This window comes from Neomesorhizobium albiziae (assembly GCF_900114255.1).
GTDB classification, from domain to species: domain Bacteria; phylum Pseudomonadota; class Alphaproteobacteria; order Rhizobiales; family Rhizobiaceae; genus Neomesorhizobium; species Neomesorhizobium albiziae.
Map to the genome: position 1 here is coordinate 306,023 of NZ_FOSL01000002.1, position 13,204 is coordinate 319,226.

Genomic DNA, 13,204 nt, shown 5'->3' on the forward strand with positions numbered 1-13,204 from the left:
TTGCCTTTCTGCTTGACGGATGGTGCCTCGCATTCGGAGAACTGCGGCCGATTATCACGGACTGTAATATCGTCTGGAATTTGCTTGAGCGCGCGGGTTCGGGCGGACTAGTGTCGCGGATGGTAACAGCTTCCCACGATTCCGCGACACCGCCCACAACTCGCCACTGGCCAAAAATCCTATCCAACTACCGCAAGCCGCACCGTGGCCGCAGCGCCTTCGAGCTGGCGGTGACGGTGGTGCCCTTCGCCGCGCTCTGGGCACTGTCATGGGCTGCGGTGCACTACGGTTTCTGGTGGGGACTGCTGCTGATCGTGCCCGCCGCCGGCTTCCTGCTGCGCCTGTTCATGATCCAGCACGATTGCGGCCACGGCTCGTTCTTCGCCCACCGCCACGCCGACGACTGGATCGGGCGGGCGATCGGCGTTCTGACGCTGACACCTTACGACTACTGGCGCCGCGCCCACGCCGCGCATCATGCGACGGCCGGCAATCTCGATGAACGCGGTGTCGGCGACATCACCACGCTGACCGTCGCCGAATATCGGGCGCTGTCGCGCTGGGGCCGTCTCGGCTACCGGTTCTACCGGCATCCGGCGGTGATGTTCGGCATCGGCCCGGTATGGCTTTTCATCATCAAGCAGCGGCTGCCCTTCGGCATGATGCGGGCCGGCATGCAGCCTTGGGTTTCGACCATGGCCACCAACCTTGCCATCGCAACCCTGGCGGCCGTCCTGATCTGGCTGATCGGCCCCGTGCCGTTCCTGCTGGTGCATCTGCCGATCGTCACGCTGGCGGGCGCTGCCGGCATCTGGCTGTTCTACGTGCAGCACCAGTTCGAGGAAACACATTGGGCGCAAGGCCCCGAATGGGAGTTCCAGCAAGCCGCGTTGCACGGCTCGTCGCATTACGACCTTCCGGGCGTGCTCAAATGGCTGACCGGCAACATCGGCATCCATCATGTCCACCACCTGTCGAGCCGCGTGCCTTATTACCGGCTGCCCGAAGTGCTGCGCGACTATCCCGAACTCGGCAATGTCGGCCGCATCACCATCATGGATAGCCTGCGCTGCGTGAAACTCGTCCTGTGGGACGAAAGCCGGGGCAGGCTTGTTTCTTTCCGCGAAGCACGGGCACTGGCCTAGAAAGCCGGTTCCCGCTTTTCAGGATCACGCACTAGCCGAACTTCACCGCGGTGGTGTTGCCGCCGCAGACCAGGACGGCGACGCGTTCGCCCGGCGCGGGAATGTATTTTCCGGAAAGCAGCGCGGCAAAGGCAGCCGCGCCGCCGGGCTCGGCGACCACCCTGACATTGTCCCACAGCGCCTGTTGCGCGGCGGCGATATCCTCGTCGCTGACCAGCACGGAGCGTTCCACGAAGGCCTGCGCGACCGGAAACATCAGCGTGCCGACGCGTTTGGGCGCCAGCGAATCGGCAGCGATGCCGCCGGCCGGCGCATCGACCGGTTCGCCCGCTTCCAGGGCGCGGTGCAGCGTCGGGGCTTCTTCCGGCTCTACGGCGACGATGCGGACGCGCCCGGCGAACCAGCCGGCGATGCCGCCGATCAGCCCACCGCCGCCGACCGCCACCAGCAGCGTGTCGATGTCCGGCAGGTCGGCTTCGATCTCCTTGCCGAGCGTGCCCTGGCCGAGCAGGGTTTCCGGCTGGTTGAAAGCATGTATCTGCAGGGCGCCGGTCCCGGTGGCGCGGGCTTCGCTGGCGGCAAGCGCCTCGGCATATAGCTGGCCGCCAATGACAAGCTCGGCGCCGTAGCTGCGGATACGGTCGGTCTTGGCCTTGGGCGACACTTCCGGCACGAAGATCGCCGCCGGCACGCCGAGCCGCATCGCCGCATAGGCCACCGCAGCACCATGGTTGCCGCCGGACGCGGCAACCACGCCTGCCCCTGGGATTTCCCGCGTCAGGAGATTGGCGAAGGCGCCGCGCGCCTTGAACGAACCGGAATGCTGGAAGAGTTCCAGTTTGAGATCGACGGGCAGTGCGGCGCGGCCGAAATCCGCCATGTCGACGCGCAGCACCGGCGTGTGCCGGATATGCGGCCGGATCAGAGCCTCGGTCCCGGCGATGCGCTCTCCGGTGATCTGGAACTCGACGGTCATGGATCGTCCTCCGCGAATTGACATTATTTAGTAACTTGGCAAAATACCAGAATGCAAGAGGTCGATGTCCTGAAAGCGCTCGCCAACGAGCGCCGGCTGCAAATTCTGGAGTGGCTCAAGAACCCGCGCGCGCATTTCCGGGCGCAGGCCGACGGAGACCTCGTCGAGGATGGCGTCTGCGCACTGCTGATCGCCGAAAAGCTCGGCATCACGCCGGCAACGCTCAGTGAACACATGCGGGTTCTCTCGCACGCCGGGCTGGTGCGTTCGAAGCGCATCAAGCAATGGGTCTTCTACCGGCGCGACGACGACAGGATCGGCGCTGTGAAGGCGCTGCTTCACGAGACGCTTTGAGCTAGAGCATTTTGCAGCCAAATGGAATCATTTGACTACGACCGCTTCATGGAACGCGCCAAATCTCGGCTGCGGACATAGGCGACCGCTGCCGCCTGCCAGTTCCTCAGTCCAGCCAGTCCGGCAGCGTATCCAGCCCGATCAGCTCTTCATAGGTCCGGCGTTCCCGCACCACCGCGAAGCGGTCGCCGTTGACCAGCACTTCCGGGATCAAAAGCCGCGAGTTGTAGGTGCCTGACTGCACCGCTCCATAAGCCCCTGCCGTCGAGACGGCGATCAGGTCGCCCGAGTTCAGCCTGGGCAGGTCGCGGTCCTGGCCGAGATAATCGCCGGTCTCGCAGACCGGCCCCACCACATCGGCCCTGATGCGCGCAGCGTCGTGCGGCGGCTGCACCACCGGGCGGATTTCATGGAAAGCGTCGTAAAGCGTCGGCCGGATCAGGTCGTTCATCGCCGCGTCGACGATGACGAAGTTCTTGGCATCGCCTTCCTTGAGGTAGATGACTTCCGAGACAAGGATGCCGGCGTTGCCGACGATCATTCTCCCCGGCTCGAAGATCACCTTCAGCCCGAGCTTCGACATGTGCTTCTTGACGATCGCCGCATAGGCGTCGGGCAGCGGCGGCGGATTGTTGTCGGTCTTGTAGGGGATGCCCAGGCCGCCGCCGAGATCGACATGTTCGATGGCGTGGCCGTCGGCCCTCAGCGTATCGGCGAGTTCGGCCAGCAGCTTGTAGGCGTCGTCATAAGGCTGGAGGTCGGTGATCTGGCTGCCGATATGCGTGTCGATGCCGATCGCCTTGATGCCCGGCAGTTCGGCCATCCGGCGGTAGACCTCGCGGGCCCTTTGCCATGGCACACCGAACTTGTTCTCGGCCTTGCCGGTGGAGATCTTCTTGTGGGTCTTGGCGTCGACATCCGGATTGATGCGCAGCGACACCGGCGCCACCTTGCCCGCGGCAACCGCTCGCGCCGACAAAAGCTCCAGTTCCGGCTCGGATTCGACGTTGAAACAATGGATGCCGGCGGCAAGCGCGAAATCCATCTCCCGCGCAGTCTTGCCGACGCCCGAGAAGACGATCTTCTTCGCCGGCACGCCGGCGGCAAGCGCCCGACGCAACTCGCCCTCCGAAACCACGTCGGCGCCGGCGCCGAGCTTTGCCAGCGTCTTCAGCACGGCCTGGTTGGAATTCGCCTTCAGCGCGTAGCAGACCAGCGCGTCAAGCTCGGCGAATGCCTTGGCGTAGACGTTGTAATGCCTGGTCAGCGTCGCCGTGGAGTAGCAGTAGAACGGCGTGCCGACCGCTGCGGCGATCTCAGGCAGGGCCACGTCCTCGGCGAAAAGCACGCCGTCGCGGTAGTCGAAATGGTTCACGGGGGTCAGGTCCGGCAGTTACATATTATTCGAGCAGGCCGTCGAGGATGAAACGCTTGTCCTGAACCGGCGGCGTCGGTTCCGGCGGCAGCGGCTGCTTCGCCTTCTCGGCTTCCTTGCGCGCGTCGACGGCCGCCTGATAGGGCGTATCGAGGCCCGATTTGCGGCCGCAGCCCGCCACCACGCCGAGTGCGGCGAGAACCACCAGTGCCGCGAAGAGCCTGCCCGTCATCGATCGATCATCCCTGAAAATTCGTTCGCCTGTAGTAGCGCATGTCCGCGAGAGCTGGAAACCGGTTTTTCAACAGATCTGTGGAGTTGCGGCAGCCGCAGATTCAAGCCTTCGCCAGCCGCTCGCGCCAGTAGGCGACCTGCTTCTTCACTTGCTCTGGGGCGGTGCCGCCGAAGCTGGTGCGGCTCTGGACCGATTTCTCCACCGTCAACACGGAATACACGTCGGCGGTGATCGCGGCATTGAGCTTCTGCAATTCGGCCAGCGGCAGTTCCTCCAGCCCGATCTTCCTTGCCTCGGCCAGCGCCACCGCCTTGCCAGTGACGTGATGCGCCTCGCGGAATGGCAGGCCGGCCTCGCGCACCAGCCAGTCGGCAAGGTCGGTCGCGGTCGCATAACCGGAGCCGGCAGCGCGTTTCATCGCCTCGGCGTTGATGCTCATGTCCGTCACCATGCCGGCCATCGCAGCCAGCATCAGCTCCAGCGTCTCGGCGGCGTCGAACACCGCTTCCTTGTCTTCCTGCATGTCCTTGGAATAGGTCAGCGGCAGGCCTTTCATCACAGTCAGGAGGCCGATCAGGTGGCCGTTCACCCTGCCCGTCTTGGCGCGGATCAGTTCCGCCGCGTCCGGGTTCTTTTTCTGCGGCATGATCGAGGAGCCGGTGGAGTAGGAATCCGACAGCCGCACGAAGCCGAATTGCGGCGTCGACCAGATGACGATCTCTTCGGCCAGCCGCGACAGGTGTGTCGCGCAGATCGCCGCGAGCGACAGAAATTCCAGTGCGAAATCGCGGTCAGAAACGCTGTCCAGCGAGTTCCTTGTCGGCTCGCGGAAGCCGAGCGCCTTGGCCGTCATGTGCCGATCGATCGGGAAACCGGTGCCGGCCAGCGCCGCAGCGCCCAGCGGGCTTTCGTCCATGCGCTCGATGGCGTCGCGCACGCGGGAGAGATCGCGGGAAAACATCTCGACATAGGCCATCGCGTGATGGCCGAAGGTCACCGGCTGCGCCGTCTGCATATGGGTGAAGCCCGGCATCACGGTCTCGGAATGCTCCTCAGCCTTGTCAAGGAAGGCTGCGATCAGCTTCTTCAGTGCTTCCGCGGTGCGCAGCGCTTCGGCCTTCACCCACAGCCGGAAATCCACCGCCACCTGGTCGTTGCGCGAGCGCGCCGTGTGCAGCCGTCCGGCGGCCGGGCCGATCAGCTCGGCGAGGCGCGCCTCGACGTTCATGTGGATGTCTTCCAGCCGTGTCGAGAACTCGAACGTGCCGCTCTCGATCTCTGACAGGATCGTGTTCAGCCCGTGAGCGATTTGTTTTTGATCGGCCGCCGAAATGATGCCTTGTTCGGCCAGCATCTCGCTGTGCGCGATCGAGCCGGCGATGTCCTGCGCATAGAGTTTTTTGTCGAATGAGATCGAAGCGTTGATGGCTTCCATGATGGCGGCCGGACCCGAGGCAAAACGTCCGCCCCACATAGCGTTGCTGGCCTTCTTGTCGCTCATCGTGATATCCGATCCCCGGAGAATGAAATGGCAGATGGAAAAAGCAAACTCTTTCCGGCCTGGCGGCTGGTGGTGATGGCCGCGCTTGCCGGCACCGTTGCCGGCGCGGTCGCGGTATATGTCAGCGGCCCCCCGTCTGGCAACGCCCCGCCGCCGCAACCGGCGGTCGCCAGGACGGTCAACGACGCCGATGTCGCCGCCTGTGCCGCCAAATCAGACAAGGCGAAGGCCGTGGGCGAAGCCGCCACCGGCGAGGTTGCCGCAGTGCTCGCCGCCAACCCGCCGCAATCCGTCAAGACGCTTGCCTTCAATGCGCCCGACGGGACGCCGATGACAGTTGCCAAGCTCTCCGGCAAGGCGCTGCTGGTCAATCTCTGGGCAACATGGTGCGCGCCATGCCGTGCCGAGATGCCGGCGCTGGATACGCTGCAGAAGGAACTCGGCAGCGACAGATTCGAGGTCGTCGCCGTCAATGTCGATACCGGCGACGATGTGAAACCGAAAAAGTTCCTCGACGAGATCGGCATCAGGAGCCTTGGTTACTACCGCGACAACACGCTCGACCTGTTCAACGAACTGAAGAAGCGCGGCCTGGCTCTGGGCCTGCCGGTGACGCTGTTGGTCGATACCGAGGGCTGCCTGCTCGGCCACATGAACGGCCCGGCCGAATGGGCCGGGGAAGACGCCAAAAGGCTGGTGGGAACGCTTGCGGGCCAATGACGGCGGCAAGGGCATGCGCGGGTAGAGCCACCTGGAGCGCTCCAGAAAAATGCGCAGTGGTTTGCGGTTCGCAACCACGACAAAACAAAGAGGTGGAGCAGTCCACGATTTTTTGGGAATCGTGAACCGCTCTTGATTGCAATCAGGTTGCGCTGTGGAGGGCTATCCGGTCCTCGCCGCCGACGAGATGCGTCGAGGCCCCGCGCGCCTTGCGTCGTTGCACCCAATCCCGCAGCATCTCGGCACAGCTGTGATCGATATGGGTAAGACGCTCCAGATCGAGTTTCAGGGAGGCGCTTGCCGGTATCGCGTCGAAGACACGATAGAGTTTTGGCAAGGTAATAAAGGTCGCCCGCCCGATCAACGCAATCTCGTGCTTGCCGTCCCGCTGCTCCTCATCGATGCGCAATGACAACCGGCGCCGGTGCGGAATCAGCTCGACCAGCGACAAGGCAATGCCCACGAGCACTCCGGTGAGAAGATCGGCAACGACGACTGCAATCAATGTGGCCGACCAGATCAGCGCCGGCAACAGACCGTAGGCCTTTTTGAGGTGCGTTACATGGTTCACGTCGACCAGGCGCCAGCCCGTGACCACCAGCACGCCGGCCAGCGAGGCCATCGGGATCAGGCTCAAAAGCCCTGGAAACAACACGACCAGGGCGAGGATCCAGGCTCCGTGCAGGATGGTGGAGAGCCTCGTCGCCGCCCCGGCCTGGACATTGGCGGAACTGCGCACGATCACGCCCGTCATCGGGATGGCGCCGAGAATGCCGCACAGGAAATTGCCGATACCCTGGGCCCGCAATTCCTTGTCGTAATCGGTCCGCACGCCATCGTGCATGCGATCGACCGCCGCCGCCGACAGCAAGGTCTCGGCGCTGGCGATGAATGCAAGGGCAAGCGCCATTATGACAACTGCCGGGCTGAGCATCTGCACGAAGCCCGCGGCATCAGGCAGCGACAACGTCGATAGGATCGAAGCGGGAACGTTGATTGTCTCGACGCCGAGACCGGCTGCCGACACCAGCACCGTCGCGGCGAGCACGCCGACCAGCGCTCCGGGAACGGGTTTCAGGGCAGCGGGGCGCAAGCGTTCCCAACCGAGCATGCCGATGATGGTGAGCAGGCCTACGCACAGGGTGGCTACGACCGACCCGCTACTGCTGGACAGCTTGCCAGCCATCAAGCCGAGCAAATCGAGAGGCAGTTCAAGCAGGTTCTCGATACCGCTGGGTTGAGGTTTGTGGCCGAACAGAATCTGCAGTTGGCTGACGACGATGAGTACGCCGATGCCGGCGAGCATGCCATGCACGACCGATGGCGATATGGCGCGGAACCAGCCGCCCAGGCGCAGGACGCCGGCGATAAGCTGGATCAGCCCGGCGAGGGTCAGGATGACGGCAAGGCCGGTCAGGCCGAAGTCGCGGACGATCTGGAAGACGACCACGGCCAGGCCTGCGGCCGGGCCCGAGACCTGGAGCGGCGAGCCGGCCAGCATGCCAACCACGAGGCCGCCGACAATGCCGGTGATCAGTCCCTTCTCGGCCGGAACGCCGGACGCTATGGCGATGCCCATACACAGGGGCAAGGCCACGAGCAATACGACGATCGAGGCGGTGAAATCGCGGCCGAACTGGGGTGCAATCGGAAGCTTCATGCGCGCAACTCCGCCCCGGCGGCCTGCCGGCCGGAAGACAGGGCGCGCGGACTACGCCGCGGCATGGCCACGGGCAAGGTGTTGCCTTCGCGAACGGCAACGAAGGCGCCGTTTTCAGCATTCAGAGCCAAGATTTCGCCGGCGTGGATGTCGACGAACCAGCCATGCAGCGCCAATCGTCCCTGCGCGATCGCTGCCGCCACCGACGGATGCGTCTTCAACTGGGTGAGCTGGACATTGATGTTCTCCAGAGCCACGGCATGAAGGCGCGCCTTGTCGTCGAGCCCGGGATCGAGCTCGTCCACCACTTTGCGGGCGGCTTCGGCATGGCGCAGCCAAGCGGAAACATTCGGCATCTGGGCGAGCGCTTCGGGGCGGGCCAGCGCCTTCATTGCACCGCAATCGGAATGACCGCAGACAACGATGTCACGGACCCCCAGCGCGGTAACGGCATATTCGACCACCGAGGTGACGCCGCCGTTGGCTTGGGAAAACGGCGGAACGATGTTGCCAACGTTGCGGGTTACGAACAGATCCCCCGGCTCAGCCTGCATGATATGTTCGGGGGCGATACGGGAATCCGCGCAAGCTATGATGAGCGCCTGGGGGCTTTGTCCATGCCTTGCCAACCGCCCATAGAGCTCAAGGTTGCTTAGAAAGACCTTCTTTTCGAAACTGAATATGCGTTCGATAACCTCGACCATCTTTACCTCGATCATTGTTGATTCAGTGGATCCTGCCCCAAACCGATGTCGCGGCAGGCGGTCGCTTTAATATCGATTCGTGTCAATAAACAGAGGTTTTTATGACGTCATAGTGGATTAAAAGAATGTAATGTTATGAAATAGTATACCGTAACGCAGGTTATTTTATATCAGTACAAAGCAAAAAATTATCGAAGACTCATGTTTTATTTAAATTATGCAATTTCACTAAAACATAATATTTGTAATGCTTAAATTGTTGGCGATTGGGTGATTGCGGCAAATGAGATGAAGTGCGCCGCGATGAACGATATGGAAGCTGCGCGATATGAAAATGGGCGCGGCGGAAAACCAACTCGAGGCAGCACGGCCATCACCAGCCGATCGCACGCGGCCCGTGGCAACCCATGCAGTCGTCGATCGGACCCGTCGTCCGGCCGGCGCGTTTGTCGTCCCTGTGGCATTCGCCGCAGAAGGCATGGAACATCCGGTCCACCCGCATGGCTTCGCTTCTGCCCAGGCGCTTGTGGCACGGGAGGCAATTCTCCTTGCCGGTCCGGTCAACGAAGTTGTGGTGGCAGGTGACGCAGGTCACCTTGGTATGATCGGCATGCAGGAAACCGGCGTGGTCGATCGGCGAAGTGCGCAAGCTGGCGAGCCGCATTTCCGACAATGGACCCATGGTGAGCAGGGCGGCGATGGCTGCCATCAGCAGCAGCACGACGGCAAGCACATGTCCCTCGCGACTGAGGCCCGACGCAAGGACCGCGACGATGCCGCCCGAGAACAGGAGGGCCGGGCCGATGCCTGCCCCGGCGGCGAGCACGACATGGGCCGCACCGGCCGTGCAGCCCACAATGCCGGCGATCCGGTGCAGGCCCAGTGCCGCAAAGGGGCCCAGCCGCAGCCGCAGGGTGCGGGAGCGCCGCAGCGCAAGCGTAAGAAAGAGTGCTGCGGCGCCGGTGAGGCCGAATACGATCTCCACCGGAATGGCGGGCGAGAGCCATTGCCACAATTCCGGCTCCAGGCCGATTGCCAAGACGATGTGCAATCCGAGGCCGGCGGCGGCCAGCCAACCCAGCCAACGGTGCCAGGCAGGCTCCAGCGGAAACGGCGGTGAGGCTAGTGCGGCTGCGGTCAGGAGCAGCGCGGCCAGTCCCGGTACACGGACGGCCCACCAGATGGCATCCGTCGGCTGCAGCGCCACCGCAATGCCGGCCGTGACGAGGAAGGCAAGGCCGAGATGAAATCCGTATCGGAGGAACCGCTGCATCTCGCTGAAAAGCCCCGGCGCGCCGGGTGGCATGATGCCGAAAGCCTGTTCAGCGGTCGATAGGACCTTTGTCCTGCCTACAACGTGTCGCGCCGAATGGGATTCGGCGGTCGCGCTGTAGTTCCTTGTTTATGCATGTCGTCTCTCCCGAAACCGAGGACACTTTCGGGCGACATGCATTAAATAGCCGGCTGGAACCTGTTCCTATGGAGTGCCTAGGGGGCCGGCAGATCAGCGCGTCGGCACCGGGTGCTCGCCGCGATAGTCGTAGAAACCGCGGCCGGTTTTTCTGCCGAGCCAACCCGCCTCGACATATTTCACCAGCAACGGGCACGGGCGATATTTCGAATCCGACAGCCCGTCATGCAGCACCTGCATGATCGACAGGCAGGTGTCGAGGCCGATGAAGTCGGCGAGCTGCAGCGGCCCCATCGGGTGGTTGGCGCCGAGGCGCATCGCGGTGTCGATGGAATCGACCGAACCGACGCCCTCGTAAAGCGTGTAGATCGCCTCGTTGATCATCGGCAGAAGGATGCGGTTGACGATGAAGGCCGGAAAATCCTCCGCGACGGTCGCCGTCTTGTCGAGCTTCTGCACGAAGTTCCTGGCCACTTCGAAAGTCGCGTCCTCGGTGGCAATGCCGCGCACCAGTTCGACCAGCTTCATCACCGGCACCGGGTTCATGAAGTGGATGCCGATGAAACGCTCCGGCCGGTCGGTCTGCGCCGCCAGCCTGGTGATCGAGATGGACGAGGTGTTGGTGGCAAGGATCGCTTCCGGGTTCAGCACCGGGCAGAGCTGCGCATAGATCTTGCGCTTCACCGTCTCGTCTTCGGTTGCCGCTTCGATGACGAGGTCGGCGCCGGCGAGGTCTTCCATCTTCGGCGCGGCGGAGATGCGGGCGGTCGCTGCCTTGCGGTCCTTCTCCTCGAGCTTGCCGTGGCTCACCTGGCGCGCCATGTTGCCGCTTACGGTGGCCATGCCCTTCTCGATCTGCTCGGGCGAGAGATCGTAGAGCAGCACATTGTAGCCGGCGAGCGCGGCGACATGGGCAATGCCGCTGCCCATCTGCCCGGCACCGACGATGCCGACTGTTTCGATCGTTGCGGCCATTACACTGATCCCGTCTTAGGCGGTTCGCCCAATTTTGTTGCAGTGCAAACTAAGAGAGCGAGGCAGTTTCGTCTACCCCCGCTCTTTTGGATTTTGCGCACAGTCCGCATGAAAGTCAAAATGCACGATCTGGCGCGTTTCGCATGCCGCAAAGTCTTGCAAATCCTAGTGGCGCCAGTTGTTTTGTTCGGGGTTACTCGCCGGCTCAAACAACAGTATAGTCATGACAGAAGATCGCTGGGATGATCGCCGATGCAGATCGCCACAATGGATGGCATGCGGCTGACGATCCTGATGACCTACAAACAATAAACGAATGGCCGGTCAGGGACTGACCGGCCATTCGTTTGAAGCAATGAACGTCGAGCGCCTTACAGCGCCTTTTCGAGTTCCGGCAGAACGACAAAGAGGTCGCCGACGAGGCCGTAGTCCGCCACCTGGAAGATCGGCGCTTCCTCGTCCTTGTTGATGGCGACGATGACCTTGGAGTCCTTCATGCCGGCGAGGTGCTGGATGGCGCCGGAGATGCCGACCGCGATGTAGAGATCGGGCGCCACCACCTTGCCGGTCTGGCCGACCTGCCAGTCGTTCGGCGCATAGCCGGCATCGACCGCGGCGCGGCTGGCGCCGACGGCTGCACCCAGCTTGTCGGCCACCGGCAGGATGACCTCCTGGAACTTCTCCGAGGAGCCGAGCGCACGGCCGCCCGAGATGATGATCTTGGCCGAGGTGAGCTCCGGGCGGTCGCTTTCCGACAGGCGGTTCTCGACAAACGAGGAAAGGCCCGGATTGGCGGCCGCGCTGACGGTATCGACCGCAGCCGAACCGCCTTCGCCCGCCGCCTGGAACGACGCCGTGCGCACGGTGATCACCTTGGTCTTGTCGGTTGCCTGCACCGTCTGGATGGCGTTGCCGGCATAGATCGGCCGCTTGAAGGTGTCGGCCGAAACCACTTCGATGATTTCCGAGACCTGCATGACGTCGAGCAGGGCGGCGACGCGTGGCGTCACGTTCTTGCCCATGGTCGTCGCCGGCGCGACGATGGTGTCGTAGTTGCCGGCCAGCGACACGACCAGTGCGGCCACCGGCTCGGCCAACCGCTCGGCGAGCTCGTCGGCCTCGGCCAGCAGCACCTTGCGCGCGCCCTTCAGCTTCGCGGCGGCGTCGGCGGCAGCCTTGGCGCCCTTGCCGGCCACCAGGATATCGACATCGCCGCCGATCTTGAGGGCGGCCGAGAGCGCCTTGGCGGTCTGGTCGGAAACGGATGCGTTGTCGTGCTCGGCGATCAGAAGAATAGCCATTTTCTTATCCCTTCCCAGCCTTACAAAACGCCGGCTTCGTTCTTGAGCTTGTCGACCAGTTCGGCCACCGTCTTCACCTTGACGCCCGCCTTGCGGCCGCCCGGCTCCTCGGTCTTGACCACTTTCAGGCGCGGGGTCAGGTCGGCGCCGAAATCGGCCGCGGTCTTTTCGTCCAGCGGCTTCTTCTTCGCCTTCATGATGTTGGGCAGCGAGGCATAGCGCGGCTGGTTGAGGCGAAGATCGGTGGTGACGATCGCCGGCATCTTGAGCTCGACCGTCTGCAGGCCGCCGTCGACTTCGCGTGTCACCTTGGCCTTGTCGCCTTCGACGACGACCTTCGAGGCAAAGGTGCCCTGGCTCCAGCCCAGCAGTGCCGCCAGCATCTGGCCGGTCTGGTTGGCGTCGTCGTCGATCGCCTGCTTGCCGAGGATGACCAGGCTGGGCTTCTCGGCGTCGACGACGCCCTTCAGCACCTTGGCGACGCCGAGCGGCTCGACCAGTTCGTCGGTCTTGACCAGGATGGCACGATCGGCGCCCATGGCGAGCGCGGTGCGCAGCGTTTCCTGCGCCTGCTGCGGGCCGATCGAAACCACGACGATCTCTTCGACCTTGCCGGCTTCCTTGAGACGGATCGCCTCTTCCACCGCGATCTCGTCGAACGGGTTCATCGACATCTTCACATTGGCAAGTTCGACGCCCGATCCATCCGATTTCACCCGGATCTTCACGTTGTAGTCGACCACCCGTTTGACAGGAACCAGAACTTTCATCGAGTTTCTCACCTCTTCGACGGAAATTTTGAGCGCGCTATAGCAGCGCCGCGGCCGCCCAGCTTGTCGAATGCCGA

General features: G+C 63.2%; 13 protein-coding genes. 3 read left to right on the forward strand and 10 right to left on the reverse strand.

Annotation, left to right across the window (positions count from 1 at the left end):
• Positions 1-119: 119 nt before the first annotated feature.
• Complete coding sequence (locus tag F3H98_RS05050; RefSeq protein WP_149758958.1) at positions 120-1,145, forward strand: fatty acid desaturase; 1,026 nt, start codon at positions 120-122, stop codon at positions 1,143-1,145.
• A gap of 31 nt (positions 1,146-1,176) precedes the next feature.
• Here F3H98_RS05050 and F3H98_RS05055 read toward each other — a convergent pair whose 3' ends face one another.
• Positions 1,177-2,121 carry a threonine/serine dehydratase gene (locus F3H98_RS05055; protein WP_149758960.1) on the reverse strand — a complete coding sequence of 315 codons (945 nt, stop codon included), beginning with the start codon at positions 2,119-2,121 and terminating at the stop codon, positions 1,177-1,179.
• A 51-nt stretch (positions 2,122-2,172) separates the two neighbouring features.
• Here F3H98_RS05055 and F3H98_RS05060 point away from each other — a divergent pair, with 51 nt between their 5' ends.
• Positions 2,173-2,475, forward strand: coding sequence for an ArsR/SmtB family transcription factor (locus tag F3H98_RS05060; RefSeq protein ID WP_149758962.1), 303 nt, complete (start codon positions 2,173-2,175; stop codon positions 2,473-2,475).
• A 106-nt stretch (positions 2,476-2,581) separates the two neighbouring features.
• Here the strand turns inward: F3H98_RS05060 and lysA are convergent, their stop codons facing one another.
• The 3 genes from lysA to argH all read right to left on the reverse strand — a co-directional run bounded on the left by lysA (position 2,582) and on the right by argH (position 5,586).
• Complete coding sequence (gene lysA / locus F3H98_RS05065) at positions 2,582-3,850, reverse strand: diaminopimelate decarboxylase (protein ID WP_149758964.1); 1,269 nt, start codon at positions 3,848-3,850, stop codon at positions 2,582-2,584.
• Between the two features lie 25 nt (positions 3,851-3,875).
• A complete protein-coding gene (locus F3H98_RS05070; protein WP_149758967.1) occupies positions 3,876-4,082 on the reverse strand; it encodes a lipoprotein in 207 nt (68 codons plus the stop codon).
• Positions 4,083-4,185: 103 nt separating this feature from the next.
• Positions 4,186-5,586, reverse strand: a complete 1,401-nt coding sequence (gene argH, locus F3H98_RS05075; RefSeq protein ID WP_149758969.1) for an argininosuccinate lyase — start codon at positions 5,584-5,586, stop codon at positions 4,186-4,188.
• Between the two features lie 27 nt (positions 5,587-5,613).
• Here argH and tlpA point away from each other — a divergent pair, with 27 nt between their 5' ends.
• The gene (gene tlpA / locus F3H98_RS05080; RefSeq protein WP_149758971.1) at positions 5,614-6,306 is read left to right on the forward strand and encodes a thiol:disulfide interchange protein TlpA; all 693 of its coding nucleotides are present in this window, start codon (positions 5,614-5,616) and stop codon (positions 6,304-6,306) included.
• A gap of 142 nt (positions 6,307-6,448) precedes the next feature.
• Here tlpA and F3H98_RS05085 read toward each other — a convergent pair whose 3' ends face one another.
• The 6 genes from F3H98_RS05085 to F3H98_RS05110 form a co-directional block, all read right to left on the reverse strand.
• Positions 6,449-7,966: a SulP family inorganic anion transporter gene (locus tag F3H98_RS05085; RefSeq protein ID WP_149758973.1), complete on the reverse strand. Its 1,518-nt coding sequence runs from the start codon at positions 7,964-7,966 to the stop codon at positions 6,449-6,451.
• Entirely contained in the window at positions 7,963-8,670 is a 708-nt protein-coding gene (locus F3H98_RS05090; RefSeq protein ID WP_149759301.1) for a carbonic anhydrase, read from the reverse strand. The genes F3H98_RS05085 and F3H98_RS05090 overlap by 4 nt, the downstream gene beginning before the upstream one ends.
• Positions 8,671-9,043: 373 nt before the next feature.
• A complete protein-coding gene (locus F3H98_RS05095) occupies positions 9,044-9,976 on the reverse strand; it encodes a cytochrome c3 family protein (protein WP_149758975.1) in 933 nt (310 codons plus the stop codon).
• Between the two features lie 198 nt (positions 9,977-10,174).
• A complete protein-coding gene (locus F3H98_RS05100; RefSeq protein ID WP_149758977.1) occupies positions 10,175-11,056 on the reverse strand; it encodes a 3-hydroxybutyryl-CoA dehydrogenase in 882 nt (293 codons plus the stop codon).
• A gap of 371 nt (positions 11,057-11,427) precedes the next feature.
• Positions 11,428-12,357 (reverse strand): electron transfer flavoprotein subunit alpha/FixB family protein, encoded by a 930-nt coding sequence (locus tag F3H98_RS05105; protein WP_149758979.1) that lies wholly within the window; start codon positions 12,355-12,357, stop codon positions 11,428-11,430.
• Between the two features lie 20 nt (positions 12,358-12,377).
• Positions 12,378-13,127 (reverse strand): electron transfer flavoprotein subunit beta/FixA family protein, encoded by a 750-nt coding sequence (locus F3H98_RS05110; RefSeq protein WP_149758981.1) that lies wholly within the window; start codon positions 13,125-13,127, stop codon positions 12,378-12,380.
• Between the last annotated feature and the right edge of the window lie 77 nt (positions 13,128-13,204).